The following is a 17561-nucleotide window of genomic DNA, read 5'->3' on the forward strand; positions in this document are numbered from 1 at the left end:
CCTGATGGGGTAATTCGTGATACGTTGATTTATAGTACTTTAGATACTGAATGAGCAGTTAGAGCATCCTTTAGAACGCTCAGCCTATTTGCAAGCACCCGAATATTTAATTCACTCCAGCATTACATGGCTCAATCACTCAACGACTAACTAGCCCCAAGAGACTCTTAGAAACTTATTGCTTAAGGCTTGGTCTATGCTTTAGCTTGTTTTGAAGACTTTTTTCCTCACAATAAAATCATCCGAGAGCCTCTAATGTCAGCCTTAAAATTAATCAGCACTACCGCGTTCTTATTAACAACTAGCACCCTATTGCCAACTGCGATGGCTGGCAGCCCAACAGTACCGGCTAGTAACTCTGAAGTGAGCATAAAACCTTTCCCTAAACCTCATGCAGGTGATAAGCGTTTAGTGATTCGTTTACCTGCTCGTACGAATGAAAATGCCTTATTAGTGCGTGTAACACCCGGTAAATTAAGCCAAGTTGATTGTAATAACCAAGCTTATGCTGGGACTTTAGAGACTAAAACCCTACAAGGTTGGGGCTATAATTTCTATGTACTGCGCACTCAAGGCCATGCTATGTCAACGATGATGGCTTGCCCACCGAATAGCTTACGTACTGCTTTTGTACCCGTAGCAGGTGCTGAGCAAACGCTAAGCTATAACAGCAGAATGCCTTTGATTTATTATGTCCCTAAAGACTTTAATATACAGTATGAAGTGTTCGTACCTCAGCAACGAGGTACTGCTAAACCTGAGTAGCAAAATGGCACATAAAAAGCTATATCTGCCCCAAAAAATCTGTAGCACTTGCCAACGCCCCTTTAGCTGGCGTAAAAAGTGGGAAGCTTGTTGGGATGAGGTGAAGTACTGCTCGGAACGGTGCCGCCGTACATCGGTTAAACAAGCACCAAACGCTTGAGTTCAGTTGCTTGAGCGATTAACGCAAGTTATAAGGCTAGTTATGACGACCACACCCCAAACACCTGAGCACGAAAAAACTGTTATTAATGAGACCGCTAGCGTACCTGCTGGCCGTATCGCGCGCCTTGCACGCCTTGGCTCTTTAGCTACCGGTGTTGCAGGTGGGATGTTGGCTGAAGGTGCACGTCAACTCGCCCACGGTCATCGCCCGAAAATGGGTGAACTGTTGTTGACCCCAGCGAATGCTAAACGAGTTGCTGATGAATTAGCACGTCTACGTGGTGCTGCGATGAAAGTCGGGCAACTACTGTCTTTAGATGCTGGCGATTTACTGCCCCCTGAGCTAAGCGAGATTTTTGTCAGCTTACGCGCTGACGCAAAACCCATGCCTTTGAATCAACTGACACAGGTTTTGGAAGAAAATTGGGGTAAAGATTGGAAAGCTAAATTTAAGCAATTTAGTTTCCAACCAATTGCGGCTGCTTCTATTGGGCAAGTGCATTCTGCACAAACCCAAGATGGTCGGCATATAGCTTTAAAAATTCAATATCCACATGTACGCGAAAGTATTGATAGCGATGTGGACAATGTAGCAACCTTATTACGTTTATCAGGACTTATTCCCAAAAGCGTTGATTATCAGCCACTCTTAAATGAAGCCAAACGTCAGTTACGTCAAGAAGCTGATTACATGCGCGAAGCTGATTACATGCGCCAATATCAAAGCTTGTTAGCTGACAGTTCACATTACACCTTGCCGCAAGTATATGAAGACCTGACCACCAGTAATATTCTAGCTATGTCATTTATGGGGGGAACCCCTATTGAGCGTATTTCTTATGCCTCACAAGCCGAGCGCGATCAAGTCATGGCCGGCTTATTAGGTTTATTATTCCGCGAAATTTTTGAATTCCGCTTAATTCAGACCGATCCTAATTTTGCTAATTACCGCTATGATCAGAAAAATCAACAGCTCATTCTGCTTGATTTTGGCGCTACCCGTGAATATCCCCTGCAAATCGCTGAAGCTTATCGGCAATTAATGCAAGGGGCGATTGAATATGATCGCGCTAAAATGGATGCCGCTGCAGCGCAAATTGGCTTCTTCCAAGCACATATTCATCCTCAACAACGCGAAGCCGTTATTGATCTGTTCAATCAAGCTTGCGAGCCTTTACGTTGGCAAGGTGTGTATGACTTTGGCGCCTCTAGCTTAGCCGGACGTATTCGTGATGCGGGTTTAGTGCTCAGTATGGAGCAAGGCTACTGGCATAGCCCACCGGCAGATGCTTTATTCTTACATCGTAAATTGGGGGGCCTATATTTATTGGCCGCTAAATTACGTGCGAAAGTAGATGTACGTAGTTTGTTTGAGCCTTACCTGCATTAGAGATCTAAATAACTAGCTAAATCGGGTAATTTAGCCTGTGTATTGAGTGGTTCACGTTTACGATAATGCGCTATGAACGCATAGCGCCCTCTTAAATGCTTGATCTGCAAATCGGCATTATGTTTGGCTGCTAAAAACTCTAATTGTGTTAATAAGTGTGCTTGTGGATACACATTGAACCACCCTAACCACTTCAGTAAGCCTTGGCGAAACCAAGTAGGCATCTGCGCTTGATCAGAAAAGTCCACAATATGTAGACAACCTTGGGGCTTGAGCTGGTTCAAGGCATGTTCTAAAGCAAGCTGCCAATCGGGCAACATCGACAACACATAAGAAAACAGTACATGATCCCAAGCGGTCTCTAAGTCAAAATCCTGCCAACGAATTTGCTCCGCCAAACCCTGACGCAAGGTAATGGCAGCCTGATAAGGAGTATTTTGTAAATGCTTATGTGCACACTCTAACATCAGCGCAGAGGCATCAACACCAAATAGCTGTGCTGTGGGATAACGATAAGCGAGTTTGCTGAGGTTGCATGCCGTGCCGCAGCCTATTTCTAATAAAGTCTCATCAACGGGTAAACGCAATTCTTTTAGTAAAGTATCACGCCCTAACAGATAGTATTTTCTCGACAGATCATAAATATAACGCTGATAGCGATACTGTTGATCCATGCGGAAGGCTGCATTTGTACCCTGCATTCTCAAGCAGCCAAACGATACAGATGAAAACCACCATAAATCGCTGAACGATCCTGCTTAAATAAAGCCGCCGACTCCTCGGCCTCGTAAACTAAACGCTTTAAGAGTTCAGGTGGCAAAGCCTGCTCTAACGGCGAAGTTGCAGCAGCCGTGCGAAAGATAATCCGCGTTTCTGGCTTAGCGACTCGCAAGACCTCTGTCCATAATTCAGTAAGTACTGCAGCACTCATCCAATCTTGAGCATCCAAGAACACAAAGCGATCATAGGTTTGCTCATCTTGAGCTTTTAGATAGTCAATAATCGAGCCAAACTGCGTTTTTACTTTATGTAATTGTGTTTTTATGAGCTGATAATGCTCCGCTTTTAAATAGTCCGGCAGCGCTTGGCGGTTCGCATGATCGTAGCTATGGGCAAAAGCTTGCCAAGCAAAATAATTATCTTGAATCGGAAAATCACACGCTAAGCGTTCGACTCGCTGACGGTATTGCTCCAATAGATTACTCTCCGCTTGCATGGCTTGATATTGTTGCGGTGGAATACCCAAACTAAAAACCGACATTGGCAACTTGCCGAACAGCCTTACCAGAGGATGCTCGAAGAATGGCTCAATATGGCGCTTAAAGATTAGTTTTTGCTCGTAGCGACTTTTGGCCTTGAGTATTAACTGTGGTTTACAAGCGATGCGTCGCCCTAGCCAATGTAAACCACGCATGAAATAACCAAAGCGCGTTTGCTTATACAAATCGCTGGCAAACATACTAATACGTTGACGACCTAATAGGCTTGAACCAAACCAAAAATGATCTAATTCAGTACTAATTTGTGGCTGGATATAGGCTTGATAACGTTCTAAATTACTGAGTTTACTCGCATGGCCGAAAAAATTATAAAAAGTGGCGTGGTCAGGTAGATATTTAAAAGCAGCGATTTTTAAACGCGTCAGTGCTAAGTGATAAGTGTTTAAATCAATCGCAGTAATATGCGCTGGGCTAGCGGTTAAATAATTCAGAACATTACAGCCGCCAGAAGCAATAGTTAACACTCGACTATCTGCTTGCAATTGCAAAGCTTGTAGATCAACTCGCGGGTCTTCCCAAATCTGATTGTAGATAAAACTGTCAAACCAAGTGCTAAACAGCCGCTGTTGTAAGCCAAGCAGCGAACGAGGTGCAGCTTGTTGCACGGCTTCACGTAAAGCGATTGAACTAGCCATTTGGACAATTCCCCTTTGTCTAAACTTTTCAAGATTTTGCTAGTTAGCTATGAAAACTGCATGACAAGCCCATGACGATTTAGTTAAACCGAGCTGAGATTCTTGGTTACACTAGGCACTCTTAGGAGCTTGCTATGCTATTAGTACTAAAAGAATATGGACGTTTATGGTGGCGCCAGCGAGTCTGGCTTAGCTTAGTGCTGCTAGCGATTACCGCAGCGGTCAGTATAGAGCTATTGATTCCGCTGATTTTTAAAAATATGGCGAATGCTTTCGCGCAGCCTGTCAGTGCTGCAAGCACCGAAGTCCTCATGCAGAACCTGCTGTATTTAGCACTCGCTTTCATAATGGAATGGTTTATTTGGCGGGCTTTAGAGTTTGGGATTGTGCCACTCGAAGCCGGAGGCATGCGTTATCTGGACTCGTTCTGTTTTGATGTCTTGCTCAAGCAACCTTACCGCTTCTTTGAAAATAATTTTGCCGGTAGTTTAGTCAAACAAGCCTCACGCTTTATTCGTTCTTTTGAAAGCCTTACCGATTGGTTAGTCTTTCAGCTATATAGCAAAGTACTCGCCACGGGGATTGCCCTATTTTTATTCTTCCAGCAAGACCCCTTATTAGCGGCTTATTTCATGGTGTTTATTATTTTATTTGTAGCTTGGAATCTTGGTTTTTCCTTGTGGAAATTAAAATACGATGAGCGGGTTGCCGAATGGGATTCTAAGTTAGGTGGCTTGTACTCAGATAATATTAGCAATATTGCTGTACTCAAAAGTTTCGCTCTAGAAACCACCGAACAAGCTCATGTGCGTGATGCCGCCACTACTTTGTATAAAAAGCGTCGCTTTGCATGGATCTTGATGTTTATCTCCTTTGCAGTGCAAGCCATTCTCACCTCTAGCATTGAATTCATTTTGGTTTACAACATGATTCAAGATTGGCAGCGCGGTCAATTTGAGGTCGGTCAGTATGTACTCTTCCAAACCGTACTCTTAGTACTATTGCGCCATCTATGGGAGTTTGGCCAAAGCTTTCGTGGTTTATTTAGTGCTATTGCTGATGCACGCGAAATGGCCAACATTATTCAAAATCAGTCATTAGAACAGGACTTACCACAAGCCGAAGCCCATATTATCCAGCAAGGTCAAATAGAGTTTAAGCAGATTCATTTTGATTATCGGCAAAACAAAACCGCTAGCACCGAAGTAACTGGTGGCTTATTTGTGGACTTTAATCTAAGCATTCGGGCTGGGGAAAAAATTGCTTTGGTTGGTCACTCAGGCTCAGGCAAAACTTCACTGACCAAACTCTTATTCCGCTTTGTCGAGCCACAACAAGGTGAAATTTTAATTGATGGCATCCCTACACAACAGTTCAGCTTAGCCTCTTTGCGCCGCCAAATTGCACTCGTACCCCAACAGCCTGAGCTATTTCATCGCAGTATTAAAGATAATATTTTATTAGGCAAAACCGTCAGTGATGCCGAATTAGAACGTGTCGCAAGCCAAGCGCAAGCTTTAGATTTTATTGAGCAGCTCCCTGAACGCTTCGATACTTTAGTCGGTGAGCGTGGCGTGAAATTATCGGGAGGTGAAAAACAACGTATTGCCATCGCACGCGCCCTATTGCAAGCCGCTCCGATTGTTGTGTTGGATGAGGCGACCAGTGCTTTGGATTCCCTCACGGAGCAACACATTCAAACGGCAATTTTTGAGTTAATTGCGAATAAAACTGCGATAGTGATTGCACATCGCTTGTCCACTATCCTACGGATGGATCGGATTATTGTGCTCGCTAATGGCAGCATTCTAGAACAAGGTACGCATGCTGAACTCCTAGCTAAACAAGGGCATTATTATCAGATGTGGCAACATCAAAGTGGTGAGTTCCTGAATTTAGATTAGTCTTCCTAAATTGACAGCTTATCCCACAAAACTGGCACTGTTTGAATGAGGATTTATAGTTATAGATATAATCATTCCAACACGGTATACACATATCTATGCCAGCTACATTCTCTAAAAATAAACCCAGCATTTGCCTGAATATGATCGTTAAAAATGAGCGGCACATTATTCAGCGCTGCTTGGATAGTTTAAAAGCACATATTGACTACTGGGTGATCAGTGATACCGGCTCCACCGATGGCACTCAAAACTTTATTCGTGAGTATTTTCAGCAAGCGCAGATTCCCGGTGAGTTACATGAACATGCTTGGAAAAACTTTGCACATAATCGCAATTTAGCCTTAGAAGCCGCTAAAAACAAAGCCGATTATATTCTATTTATGGATGCCGATGATTATGTCGTTTGGCAGGATGATTTAGGCTTTCATGATCTTACGGAGCATATCTATCTGTTAAACATGCGTCAGAATGAGGTCGTGTATAGCAACATTAAACTACTACGCTCATCAGTACCTACTCAATGGTGCGGTGTCTTACATGAAGTTTTAAATATTGATGATAATTACGATCCTGTAGATTATCCAGCCGCTAATTGCTATATCACCTCAACGCGTGAAGGGGCACGCAATCAAGACCCCGATAAATATATCCGAGACGCTGAAATTCTTGAGCAAGCTTTAAAAGAAGAGCCAGACAATAGCCGCTATCGCTTTTATCTAGCACGTAGCTATTTAGACGCTAATCAGTATCAGCAAGCGCTTGAAAACTTCAAAAAACGGGCAGCAATGGGAGGCTGGGAGGAAGAGGTCTACTACTCACTTTTTAGCATGGCACGTTGTTATCAGTTACTCAATTATGACAAAGCGCACATTATTGAAGCCTATTTAAAAGCCTTTTATTATCGTCCCAGCCGCCTTGAGGCTTTATACCAAGCCGTGCGCTTATGCCGAGAACATGAGTTTTATAGCCTTGGTTATCAACTAGCTAAACTAACTACTCCTATTCGAGGTTCTGATGATCCTCTTTTTGTACAGCATGAAATTTACAACTGGCGGTTTTTAGATGAACTCGCTGTGTGTGCTGTGAACTGTGGTCATCGTTCTGAGGCACGGGGGATCATTGCGCATTTGATTGCTTCACCGCAAACACCGACTGAGCCATTAGCACGTTTACAGGCTAACTTACGAGCAGCCGTCGATTACTAACTAAGCTGATGCACGGAGACACCATGCTGAGCACAAACTTGTGCCAGCTTAGGACGCTCTAAACTATCGATAAATAAGCTTGTTAATTGCGATACGTGCCCGACTCTCACGGGTGCTGTGCGTTCCAATTTAGTTTTATCAGTGACTAAAAACCGCTCTCGTGCATTATTTAAAATCGCCTGTGTCACGCGCACTTCTCGATAATCGAAGTCTAGCAATGCCCCTTCCTCATCCAAGGCTGAAGCACCAATCACTGCATAATCCAATTTAAACTGCTTCACGAAATCCGCCGTGGCTTCGCCAATCACCCCACGGTCGGAATGACGCACTACCCCCCCAGCGATAATCACCTCAAAACTTGGATTTTGAATCAGAATATTCGCCACATTCAGATTATTCGTAATTACCATCAGATTCTGATGGCTTAACAAAGCTTGCGCGACGGCCTCGGTGGTTGTGCCGATATTAATAAACAGTGAGCTATTATTCGGAATCTGTGCCGCACACAATTGTCCAATTAAGCGCTTTTCTTCTGAAGCCGTATTGCGCCGCTGCTCGTAGCCGATATTGCTGACTCCTGAAGGCAATAAAGCACCGCCATGGACTCTTGCTAAGAGTCTGGCTTCACATAGCTCATTTAAATCTTTACGGATGGTTTGGGGAGTCACATCGAAGATGGCAACCAGTTCGTCAACCAAAACACGTTCAGCACTGCGCGCTAGTGCCATAATTTGTTGTTGGCGTAATGACTGTTGCATTATCCTCTCCTTTGCGAGCCTGAATGCATAAAATATAGCGAAATAACGAAAACAAATCTTGCAAAAACGAAAATATCTATTGATACTTCAGAAACTAACCATCGCACTATAAAGCAACCACAGGATAGTATCGATGCTAAATTCATCATCCACTGAAACTTATGATATGGCTGTCATTGGCGGCGGTATTAATGGTTGTGGTATAGCCCGCGATGCGGTGGGTCGTGGTTTGAAGGTTCTACTCGCGGAACAAGGCGATTTAGCCCAAAGTACTTCATCCGCAAGTACTAAGTTAATTCATGGCGGTTTACGCTATTTGGAATATTATGAATTTCGTTTAGTGCGTGAAGCTCTTTCGGAACGTGAGGTTTTATTAAAAAACGCACCGCACATTATTTGGCCTTTGCGTTTTGTACTCCCCAACAATAAAGCTGTTAGACCTGCTTGGCTGGTACGTCTAGGTCTATTTCTTTATGACCATATGGGTGGTCGCAAACTCTTGCCTGCTACTCAGACTTTTAAGCTAAATAAGCACTCCGAACTTGGTGAGCCGATTAAAGATAATTTTGAAGTCGCTTTTGAATACTCAGATTGCTGGGTGGATGATGCACGTTTAGTCGTCTTGAATGCTTTAGATGCCGCCAAGCGTGGTGCAGATATTCGTGTCCAAACTCGCTGCACTAGCGCTAAACGAGTGAATGGTGTTTGGCAGGTAAAGCTGGAAAATCAAGAAACGAAACAAAGCGAAACTATTCAAGCGCGGATACTCGTGAATGCCACAGGGCCTTGGATTGATCATTTATTACATGAAGTCAAAGTCCTAGCCGAGGATAAACACAATGTACGCTTAGTGCGGGGTAGTCATGTGATTGTGCCCAAACTCTATGAGCATGATCGGGCTTATTTTTTCCAAAATACCGACGGGCGCATTATGTTCGCGATTCCCTACGAGCAGGATTTTACCCTGCTAGGCACTACAGATGCCGATCATCATGGCAGCTTAGAGCAGGTCAAAATTACCGAACAAGAAACACAGTATTTGTGTGATTCAGCCAGTTTGTATTTCAAAAAGCCAATCGAGCGCTCCTCGGTGGTTTGGACTTATGCGGGGGTGCGTCCCCTTTATGATGATGGTGCAAGCCAAGCGCAAGCGGCTACTCGTGAATATGTTCTGCGCGTGGAAGATGAAGCAGGACAAGCACCTTTATTGAATGTATTTGGTGGCAAGATCACCACTTATCGGCGTTTAGCGGAAGATGCTTTAAGTAAATTAAGAACATGGATGCCGAATGCAAGTGCTGAATGGACTAAAGATGCCGCTTTGCCAGGTGGTGAATTTGCTTTGGAAGAACGTCCCCAATTGATTCAGCAATTGCAGCAGGACTATTCCTTTGTCAATCATGCTTGGGCAGAAAGTTTGATGTGCCGTTATGGCAAGCGTGCTTGGGACGTTTTAGGTGATGCTAAAAGTTTAGGCGATCTAGGGCAGGCATTTGGTGCTAGTTTAACAGAACGTGAGGCGCAGTTTTTGCGTGTCCATGAATGGGCAAAGGATGCAGATGCGATTCTATGGCGGAGGAGTAAGTTAGGCTTACATATGACGCCGGAGCAGCGCACTGCATTCAAGGCGTGGTTGCACTAACCACGCATACAGGAGGAGGGAGAAAATTCATGAGCTTGACACTGGAGCAAGTGTCTAAGGTCGTTGGACGAGATACACATATTTATCCTACGTCTTTACACCTCAAAGCGGGCAGTTTAAATGTACTGCTCGGGCCTACGCTTGCGGGTAAAACCAGCTTAATGCGCTTAATGGCAGGTTTGGATGTACCCAGTAGTGGGCGGGTGTTATGGAAAGACCAAGATGTCACCGGCCAGCCCGTGCAAAAACGTAATATTGCCATGGTCTACCAGCAATTTATTAATTATCCAGCCATGACCGTGTATGAGAACATTGCCTCACCTTTACGCATTCGCGGTTTGCATAAAAAAGAGCTTGATAAGCGTGTGCAAGAAGCAGCGGATTTACTCAAGCTCACGCCCATGCTCAAACGCAAACCCCTCGAATTATCCGGTGGTCAGCAACAGCGTTGCGCTTTAGCGCGCGCCTTGGTGAAAGATGCTGATTTAGTGCTGCTGGATGAACCACTCGCCAATCTTGATTACAAACTGCGCGAAGAGCTGCGCGAAGAATTACCACGGATTTTTACCGCTTCGGGCGCAGTATTTGTGTATGCGACGACTGAGCCGACTGAAGCTTTATTACTCGGCGGCAATACCGCCACTCTTTGGGAAGGTCGCATTACTCAATTCGCCCCGACTTTAGCCGTGTATCGCAATCCCAATACGATGACGACGGCGCGGGCATTCTCTGACCCACCGATGAATTTCTTACGCTTCACCAAACAAGGTGCACACTTGACATTCGATAATGGGCAAACTGCACCCGCTACCGGTGTCTGGGCAAATTTACCGAATCAGGCTTATAGCCTTGGATTCCGCCCTAATCATCTCAGCTTAGAACGCACTAGTTCTGATGCTTTGAGTTTCCAAGTCACTGTCACAGTCGTAGAAATTAGCGGCTCGGAAAGCTTCGTACATGTCAAACACGGTGAACAGCGTTGGGTGGCGTTACTATCCGGTATTAATGAACCACCTCCGAACACGCTCCTCACCTTGTATGTGGAACCTAAATATACTTATGTATTTGATACTGAAGGTGCATTAGTGAGTACCTCAGCTCTGGCAAAGGCCGCCTAAGGAGCAACTATGGCAGAAATTTACTTGAAAAAACTAGCCCATAGCTACCTCCCTAATCCGCACAGGCCAGAGGATTATGCCCTAAAAGAAATCGACCAAGTTTGGGAGGACGGCAAAGCTTATGCCCTGCTGGGTTCTTCAGGCTGCGGCAAATCGACACTGTTAAATATTATTTCCGGCCTCCTCAGCCCCAGCCAAGGCCAAGTGCTATTTGATGGCAAAGATGTGACTCACTTACCCACTGAACAACGCCATATTGCGCAAGTGTTCCAGTTTCCAGTGGTCTATGACACCATGAGTGTGTATGACAATCTGGCCTTTCCGCTACGTAATCGCAAACAAGACGAAGCCATGATTAAAGCGCGTGTCACTGAAATCGCCGATATGTTAGAACTCAGCGCTGATCTGAAGAAAAAAGCGCGCGGTTTAACCGCAGATGCCAAGCAAAAAATATCCTTAGGGCGTGGTTTAGTCCGCCAAGATGTGACAGCGATTCTTTTTGATGAACCGCTCACCGTGATTGACCCGCATTTAAAATGGCTGTTACGGATGCAACTCAAAGCCTTGCATCAACGATTGAATCGCACCATGATTTATGTCACCCACGATCAAACCGAGGCACTCACTTTCGCCGATCAAGTGGTAGTGATGTATGACGGCTATGTGGTGCAAATAGGTACGCCACAGCAACTATTTGAACAGCCCGAACATACGTTTGTTGGCTATTTCATTGGCAGTCCGGGGATGAACTTATTACCAGTGCAAGTCGATGGGAATATCGCACACTTAAATGGGCAAAGAATTCCGCTGAATACCCACTATGCATCCAAAAACGGAGACCACATTGAGCTAGGAATCCGCCCCGAATTTACCCAACTCAGCATTACCGAATCTACGCATAGTCTACCCGTGACGATTAAGCGTATTGAAGATATTGGTCGGCATAAAATCGCCCGCGCTGACTATCAGGGTAAGGAAATTAATATTATCGTGCCGGAAGATCAGCCCGTATCCATCGACTATAAATACTTAACTCTCGATCCAAATTATATCCATCTTTACGCCAATGGCTGGCGACTCAAGCAGGAGGCCGCAGCATGAATAAAACGTGGAATAATAAAGCGTGGTGGATGGTATTACCTGTCGTGCTGTTGGTGGCCTTTAGCGCTGTGATTCCTTTAATGACAGTAGTGAACTATTCGGTTCAAGATACATTTGGGAATAATCAATTCTTCTGGGCTGGTTTACAGTGGTTTGAAGAAATCGTTAACTCTGAACGTTTCCATGATGCACTGGCTCGGCAATTTTTATTTAGCGGCTTAATTTTATTCATTGAGATTCCCCTTGGCATTTTTATAGCGATGAATATGCCCACTAAAGGCTTGGCAATTTCAGTGTGTTTAGTGTTAATGTCTCTACCCTTATTAATTCCGTGGAATGTGGTTGGTACGATTTGGCAAATTTTCGGGCGGGTGGATATTGGTTTACTCGGTGCGACTGCCGCTAAACTGGGAATTGATTATAACTACACCCGTGATATTGGCGATGCTTGGTTTACCGTGGTGATTATGGATGTCTGGCATTGGACTTCTCTCGTCGCCCTGCTCTGCTATGCAGGTTTGCAATCTATTCCACAAGCTTATTATCAAGCAGCGCGGATTGATGGTGCGAGTCAATGGGCGATTTTCCGCTATATCCAACTGCCAAAAATGCGGGGCGTGCTATTAATCGCAGTGCTCCTGCGCTTTATGGATAGCTTTATGATTTATACCGAGCCATTTGTAGTCACGGGTGGCGGCCCTGGAAATGCTACAACTTTCTTATCTATTGACTTAGTGAAAATGGCGATTGGGCAATTTGATTTGGGCCCTGCTGCGGCGTTCTCGCTGGTTTACTTTCTCATTATTCTTTTACTGAGCTGGGTATTCTATACGGTGATGACTAACCTTGATAAACAGGGGCAATAAGCGATGAATACGACTGTTACCCTTCCCCATAGCCCCACGCTTGCACCTAAACGCTCACGTCTTACCCGTCAAGGCATAGTTATGACGGTTTATTTAATCTTTTTGATGCTACCGATTTATTGGTTACTCAATATGAGTTTAAAAACCAATGAGGAAATTTTATCTACTTTTAGTTTATGGCCACAAAATTTTACTTTAGCCAATTATAAAACCATTTTTACCGACCCCAGTTGGTATGGTGGCTATATTAATTCCATCACCTATGTGGTGATGAATACCGTGATTTCGATCACTGTGGCTTTACCGGCCGCCTATGCCTTTTCGCGCTACCGCTTTTTAGGTGATACCCATCTGTTTTTTTGGCTTCTGACCAATCGTATGGCACCACCTGCAGTATTTGCCCTGCCCTTTTTCCAACTATATAGCTCAGTGGGTTTATTCGATACGCATATTGGCGTAGCACTCGCGCATTGTTTATTTAATGTGCCCTTGGCAGTGTGGATTTTGGAAGGTTTTATGTCCAGTGTACCAAAGGAAATTGACGAAACAGCTTATATTGACGGCTATAGTTTCGGACGCTTTTTCACGCGAATTTTTATGCCCTTAATTGCTTCGGGTATCGGTGTCACGGCCTTTTTCTGTTTCATGTTTTCGTGGGTAGAGCTTTTACTCGCACGTACTCTAACTTCAGTTGCTGCCAAACCAATCGCCGCCACCATGACACGCACGGTATCCGCTTCAGGCATGGATTGGGGTGTATTAGCGGCAGCGGGTATCTTGACCATTATTCCGGGAGCCTTGGTGATTTGGTTTGTGCGTAATTATATCGCCAAGGGTTTTGCCTTGGGCCGTGTGTAAAGGAGGTCAAGATGGAAGGTTCTGCACTGGACTTCAGTTGGATGGCTTGGACATGGCAAACGGCTTTGTTCTTTAGCTTGATTGTTTTGACCTTGATTGGAATGGGAATTTGGAGTGTAAAGTCGCCGCAAGCACCACGCGTTGGGATTTTACACATCGAAACCACACCAGGTGATCGGCTGTTTATTTCACTCCTAGGCAGTGCATTTATCTGCTTAGGCTGGTTAGCAGCTTTCGGCCCCCCGTTATGGTGGGCAGTACTGGTGTGTATCGTTTATGCCTTGGCGGTATTTCGCTGGGTATAAGATTTGTAACTTAGGAGGAGATGTTATGAAACTCAAACGCCTAACATTTGCGGTCACTACTGCAATGTTATTTAGTTATGGTCAGCTTAGCTTTGCTGATGTAGATGCTGCAAAAAAATGGATTGATAGCGAATTCCAACCCTCAAGTTTATCCAAAGAAGACCAATTAAAAGAAATGGAGTGGTTCATTAAAGCTGCTGAACCATTCAAAGGAATGGATATTAATGTGGTCTCAGAAACGATTACTACCCACGAATATGAATCCAAAACCTTAGCCAAAGCCTTTACTGAAATTACCGGCATTAAAGTCACTCATGATCTGATTGGTGAAGGTGATGTGGTTGAAAAACTGCAAACCCAAATGCAATCCGGCAAAAATATTTATGATGCCTTTATTAATGACTCGGATTTGATTGGTACTCACTGGCGCTATCAGCAAGCGCGTAATTTAACTGACTGGATGGAGGGCGAAGGTAAAGACGTTACCAATCCGGGCTTAGATTTAAAGGATTTCATTGGATTAAGCTTCACTACAGGCCCTGATAAAAAACTGTATCAATTACCTGACCAGCAATTCGCTAATCTGTATTGGTTCCGCCAAGACTGGTTTAGTGATGAGAAAAACAAAGCCGATTTCAAAGCGAAATATGGTTATGATTTGGGTGTACCGGTCAACTGGTCAGCTTATGAGGATATTGCCGAATTCTTCACTGGTCGTGAAATTGATGGCAAAAAAGTCTATGGGCATATGGACTACGGTAAAAAAGACCCCTCTTTAGGCTGGCGTTTTACTGATGCGTGGATGTCGATGGCGGGCATGGGCGACAAGGGTGAGCCGAATGGTCTGCCTGTGGATGAATGGGGTATTCGTGTCAATGAAAAATCTCAACCTGTTGGTTCATGTATGGCACGCGGTGGCGCAACCAATGACCCCTCCGCCGTTTATGCCATCACCAAATACGTGGATTGGCTGAAAAAATATGCGCCTCCAGCCGCAGCCGGTATGGTGTTCTCCGAAGCTGGCCCCGTACCCGCACAAGGCGAAGTAGCTCAGCAAATGTTCTGGTACACCGCGTTTACCGCTGATATGGTGAAAGACGGGATTCCAGTCGTCAATCCAGACGGTACACCCAAATGGCGCATGGCCCCTTCACCCCACGGTGCATATTGGGAGGAAGGGATGAAAATCGGTTATCAAGACGCCGGCTCTTGGACACTGATGAAATCTACCCCAACAGATCGCGCCAAAGCGGCTTGGTTATATGCACAATTCGTCACTTCCAAAACGGTGGACGTGAAAAAATCGCATGTTGGTTTGACCTTCATTCGTGAATCAACCATCAATGATAAAAGCTTCACTGAGCGTGCACCCAAACTGGGTGGTTTAGTGGAGTTCTATCGCTCACCAGCCCGGGTTCAATGGTCACCAACTGGAACTAACGTGCCCGATTATCCAAAGTTAGCGCAACTCTGGTGGCAAAACATTGGGGATGCTTCGTCTGGCGAAAAAACCGCTCAACAAGCCTTGGACGCCTTGTGTGAAGCACAAGAAAAAGTCTTAGAACGCTTAGAAAAAAGTGGTGTACAAGGCGAGTTAGGCCCCAAAATGAATGAGCCTAAAGACCCAAAAGAGTGGTTAGACGCTCCTGGTGCGCCTAAAGCGAAGTTAGAAAATGAGAAACCAAAACCTGAAACCGTCAACTATGATGAGTTAGTAAAATCGTGGACTAAGAGCTGATTTAGGCTAAGCTGTAAACAGTGTAACCCCACTCCCACAACCCCTCCCAGCCTCCCCTTGTCAGGGGAGGTGCTTTACCCTTCCTTGATAAGGGGAGGGTTGGGGAGGGGTTCTTTCATCATCAACAGGAATCGGCTATGGCGTATTTAATTGCAATTGATCAAGGCACAACCTCCACGCGCAGTATTGTGTTTGACGAAAAATTACAAGTGATTGCCAGCGCCCAACAAGAATTTCCCCAATATTTTCCGCATTCTGGCTGGGTTGAACATGACCCTGCAGATTTACTCAATACCACCCTCAGTACACTCAAAGACGCGCTTGCCAAAGCTAAACTTAAAGCCTCAGGCATTAGTGCAATTGGTATTACCAACCAACGCGAAACCGTGGTGGTGTGGGATAAAGATACTGGCAAAGCCATTTATAATGCGATTGTTTGGCAAGATCGACGTACAGCGGATTATTGCCACGAACTCAAACACCAAGGCAGCGAAGCCCTCATTCAACAAAAAACCGGCTTACGTGCTGATCCGTATTTTAGCGGCACGAAAGTACGTTGGATATTAAATCATGTTGAGGGTGCGCGCGCTAAAGCTGAAGCTGGACAGCTACGCATGGGTACGGTTGATAGCTGGCTGATTTGGCATTTAACCGGTGGAAAAGTACATGCAACCGACGCGACCAATGCTAGTCGCACTATGCTGTTTAATATTCATACTGGACACTGGGATAAAGAATTACTCCAGCTTTTGGCTATTCCCGAAAGTTTATTACCCGAAGTGAAAGATTGTGCCGCTGATTTTGGGATGACCGATCCAACGATTTTAGGGGCTGCAATTCCGATTTCAGGGGTCGCAGGCGATCAACATGCGGCCTTAGTGGGGCAAGCTTGTTTCCAAGCAGGCATGATGAAATCCACCTATGGCACGGGTTGTTTTGCACTTTTAAATACGGGGACACATGCGGTTAATTCGCATAATAACCTCCTCACAACGATTGCGTATCAACTGAATGGGCAACGCAACTATGCCCTAGAAGGCTCAATTTTTATCGCGGGTGCGGCGGTGCAATGGCTACGGGATGGCTTGAAAATTATTCAAAACGCTAGCGATACACAAGCTTTAGCTGAAGCCGCTGATCCGCATCAAAAGGTGTATTTAGTCCCTGCTTTTGTTGGCTTAGGCGCACCTTATTGGGATCCTGAGGCACGTGGTGCTTTATACGGTTTAACCCGCAATACCGGCCCGGCTGAAATTTCCAAAGCTACCTTAGAAAGTATTGGCTACCAAACCCGCGATTTATTAAATGCCATGCAAGCGGATAGTGCCGGTTTGAAAGAAACTAAAACCGTGTTGCGCGTGGACGGAGGCATGACAGCTTCTGAATGGGCCATGCAATTCTTAGCCGACATTTTAAATAGCCCGGTAGATCGCCCACGTGTTCTGGAATCGACTGCTACAGGGGTCGCTTATCTGGCTGGCTTACAACAAAGCATCTGCCCTGCTCCTGAACAATTTGCTAAAGAGTGGATATTGGATAAGCGCTTTGAGCCGAAGATGGCTGCATCGGTGCGTGAGCAGAAATATGCAGGTTGGTTGGATGCTGTGAGACGTACCCGCTCGACAGGCTGAACACACAAGACTCAACACTGAGATTAGCTTACTAGAACCTACTCTCTAAAAAAATCACCGGGCAAAAAGCCCGGTGAAGATTGACTGTTCGAGACTTATAAACCGTTGTTGTTACCGTTATTGTTAAACTCATGGTTTCGGTTGTTATTTGTTTTCGTTCAAGTTATGACATTTCCGAGGTCAGGTACAGTCTAAAACTA

The 17561-nt window shown here is 45.0% G+C and carries 16 protein-coding genes; 13 read left to right on the plus strand and 3 right to left on the minus strand.

The window, feature by feature from the left end; translation table 11 throughout:
* Positions 1 to 255 precede the first annotated feature (255 nt).
* Genes Q0307_RS12725 through Q0307_RS12735 form a run of 3 tightly spaced genes read left to right on the plus strand, consistent with a single transcriptional unit; the run spans position 256 to position 2317 of the window.
* Positions 256 to 765, plus strand: coding sequence for an ecotin family protein (locus tag Q0307_RS12725; RefSeq protein WP_298661154.1), 510 nt, complete (start codon positions 256 to 258; stop codon positions 763 to 765).
* 4 nt (positions 766 to 769) lie between these two features.
* Positions 770 to 925, plus strand: a complete 156-nt coding sequence (locus Q0307_RS12730) for a DUF2256 domain-containing protein (RefSeq protein ID WP_298661155.1) — start codon at positions 770 to 772, stop codon at positions 923 to 925.
* A 42-nt stretch (positions 926 to 967) separates the two neighbouring features.
* On the plus strand, positions 968 to 2317 hold the full coding sequence (locus Q0307_RS12735; RefSeq protein ID WP_298661156.1) for an AarF/ABC1/UbiB kinase family protein: 1350 nt from the start codon (positions 968 to 970) through the stop codon (positions 2315 to 2317).
* Here Q0307_RS12735 and Q0307_RS12740 read toward each other — a convergent pair.
* Complete coding sequence (locus tag Q0307_RS12740; protein WP_298661157.1) at positions 2314 to 3018, minus strand: class I SAM-dependent methyltransferase; 705 nt, start codon at positions 3016 to 3018, stop codon at positions 2314 to 2316. The genes Q0307_RS12735 and Q0307_RS12740 overlap by 4 nt on opposite strands.
* A gap of 2 nt (positions 3019 to 3020) precedes the next feature.
* On the minus strand, positions 3021 to 4232 hold the full coding sequence (locus Q0307_RS12745) for a DUF3419 family protein (protein ID WP_298661158.1): 1212 nt from the start codon (positions 4230 to 4232) through the stop codon (positions 3021 to 3023).
* 134 nt (positions 4233 to 4366) lie between these two features.
* Between Q0307_RS12745 and Q0307_RS12750 the strand changes: the two genes are divergently transcribed.
* Positions 4367 to 6136, plus strand: coding sequence for an ABC transporter ATP-binding protein (locus Q0307_RS12750; RefSeq protein ID WP_298661159.1), 1770 nt, complete (start codon positions 4367 to 4369; stop codon positions 6134 to 6136).
* A gap of 143 nt (positions 6137 to 6279) precedes the next feature.
* The gene (locus Q0307_RS12755) at positions 6280 to 7344 is read left to right on the plus strand and encodes a glycosyltransferase (RefSeq protein ID WP_298661160.1); all 1065 of its coding nucleotides are present in this window, start codon (positions 6280 to 6282) and stop codon (positions 7342 to 7344) included.
* Here the strand turns inward: Q0307_RS12755 and Q0307_RS12760 are convergent.
* Positions 7341 to 8102: a DeoR/GlpR family DNA-binding transcription regulator gene (locus Q0307_RS12760; protein WP_298661161.1), complete on the minus strand. Its 762-nt coding sequence runs from the start codon at positions 8100 to 8102 to the stop codon at positions 7341 to 7343. The two genes, Q0307_RS12755 and Q0307_RS12760, sit on opposite strands and share 4 nt — an antisense overlap.
* 133 nt (positions 8103 to 8235) lie before the next feature.
* Between Q0307_RS12760 and glpD the strand changes: the two genes are divergently transcribed.
* From glpD to glpK, 8 genes are all read left to right on the plus strand, one after another.
* A complete protein-coding gene (gene glpD / locus Q0307_RS12765) occupies positions 8236 to 9744 on the plus strand; it encodes a glycerol-3-phosphate dehydrogenase (RefSeq protein ID WP_298661162.1) in 1509 nt (502 codons plus the stop codon).
* Positions 9745 to 9773: 29 nt separating this feature from the next.
* Positions 9774 to 10862, plus strand: coding sequence for an ABC transporter ATP-binding protein (locus Q0307_RS12770; RefSeq protein ID WP_298661163.1), 1089 nt, complete (start codon positions 9774 to 9776; stop codon positions 10860 to 10862).
* Positions 10863 to 10871: 9 nt separating this feature from the next.
* Complete coding sequence (locus Q0307_RS12775) at positions 10872 to 11963, plus strand: ABC transporter ATP-binding protein (RefSeq protein WP_298661164.1); 1092 nt, start codon at positions 10872 to 10874, stop codon at positions 11961 to 11963.
* Entirely contained in the window at positions 11960 to 12829 is an 870-nt protein-coding gene (locus tag Q0307_RS12780) for a carbohydrate ABC transporter permease (RefSeq protein ID WP_298661166.1), read from the plus strand. Before Q0307_RS12775 ends, Q0307_RS12780 begins: the two co-directional genes overlap by 4 nt.
* A gap of 81 nt (positions 12830 to 12910) precedes the next feature.
* On the plus strand, positions 12911 to 13687 hold the full coding sequence (locus tag Q0307_RS12785) for a carbohydrate ABC transporter permease (protein WP_298661191.1): 777 nt from the start codon (positions 12911 to 12913) through the stop codon (positions 13685 to 13687).
* Positions 13688 to 13698: 11 nt separating this feature from the next.
* Positions 13699 to 13992 (plus strand): DUF2160 domain-containing protein, encoded by a 294-nt coding sequence (locus Q0307_RS12790; RefSeq protein WP_298661167.1) that lies wholly within the window; start codon positions 13699 to 13701, stop codon positions 13990 to 13992.
* A 25-nt stretch (positions 13993 to 14017) separates the two neighbouring features.
* Entirely contained in the window at positions 14018 to 15730 is a 1713-nt protein-coding gene (locus tag Q0307_RS12795; RefSeq protein WP_298661168.1) for an ABC transporter substrate-binding protein, read from the plus strand.
* Between the two features lie 137 nt (positions 15731 to 15867).
* On the plus strand, positions 15868 to 17361 hold the full coding sequence (glpK, locus tag Q0307_RS12800; protein WP_298661169.1) for a glycerol kinase GlpK: 1494 nt from the start codon (positions 15868 to 15870) through the stop codon (positions 17359 to 17361).
* The last annotated feature ends 200 nt before the right edge of the window (positions 17362 to 17561 follow it).

This window comes from uncultured Thiothrix sp., from assembly GCF_937873765.1.
Taxonomy (GTDB): Bacteria; Pseudomonadota; Gammaproteobacteria; order Thiotrichales; family Thiotrichaceae; genus Thiolinea.

Excerpts from the sequence above, each read along its gene's own strand:
- Q0307_RS12775 (WP_298661164.1), top strand. The coding sequence starts at position 10,872 with ATGGCAGAAATTTACTTGAAAAAACTAGCCCATAGCTACCTCCCTAAT.
- Q0307_RS12745 (WP_298661158.1), bottom strand. The coding sequence starts at position 4,232 with ATGGCTAGTTCAATCGCTTTACGTGAAGCCGTGCAACAAGCTGCACCT.
- Q0307_RS12760 (WP_298661161.1), bottom strand. The coding sequence starts at position 8,102 with ATGCAACAGTCATTACGCCAACAACAAATTATGGCACTAGCGCGCAGT.
- Q0307_RS12730 (WP_298661155.1), top strand. The coding sequence starts at position 770 with ATGGCACATAAAAAGCTATATCTGCCCCAAAAAATCTGTAGCACTTGC.
- Q0307_RS12735 (WP_298661156.1), top strand. The coding sequence starts at position 968 with ATGACGACCACACCCCAAACACCTGAGCACGAAAAAACTGTTATTAAT.
- Q0307_RS12790 (WP_298661167.1), top strand. The coding sequence starts at position 13,699 with ATGGAAGGTTCTGCACTGGACTTCAGTTGGATGGCTTGGACATGGCAA.
- Q0307_RS12740 (WP_298661157.1), bottom strand. The coding sequence starts at position 3,018 with ATGCAGGGTACAAATGCAGCCTTCCGCATGGATCAACAGTATCGCTAT.
- Q0307_RS12725 (WP_298661154.1), top strand. The coding sequence starts at position 256 with ATGTCAGCCTTAAAATTAATCAGCACTACCGCGTTCTTATTAACAACT.
- Q0307_RS12755 (WP_298661160.1), top strand. The coding sequence starts at position 6,280 with ATGATCGTTAAAAATGAGCGGCACATTATTCAGCGCTGCTTGGATAGT.
- Q0307_RS12780 (WP_298661166.1), top strand. The coding sequence starts at position 11,960 with ATGAATAAAACGTGGAATAATAAAGCGTGGTGGATGGTATTACCTGTC.
- Q0307_RS12770 (WP_298661163.1), top strand. The coding sequence starts at position 9,774 with ATGAGCTTGACACTGGAGCAAGTGTCTAAGGTCGTTGGACGAGATACA.
- Q0307_RS12750 (WP_298661159.1), top strand. The coding sequence starts at position 4,367 with ATGCTATTAGTACTAAAAGAATATGGACGTTTATGGTGGCGCCAGCGA.
- Q0307_RS12785 (WP_298661191.1), top strand. The coding sequence starts at position 12,911 with ATGACGGTTTATTTAATCTTTTTGATGCTACCGATTTATTGGTTACTC.
- glpK (WP_298661169.1), top strand. The coding sequence starts at position 15,868 with ATGGCGTATTTAATTGCAATTGATCAAGGCACAACCTCCACGCGCAGT.
- glpD (WP_298661162.1), top strand. The coding sequence starts at position 8,236 with ATGCTAAATTCATCATCCACTGAAACTTATGATATGGCTGTCATTGGC.
- Q0307_RS12795 (WP_298661168.1), top strand. The coding sequence starts at position 14,018 with ATGAAACTCAAACGCCTAACATTTGCGGTCACTACTGCAATGTTATTT.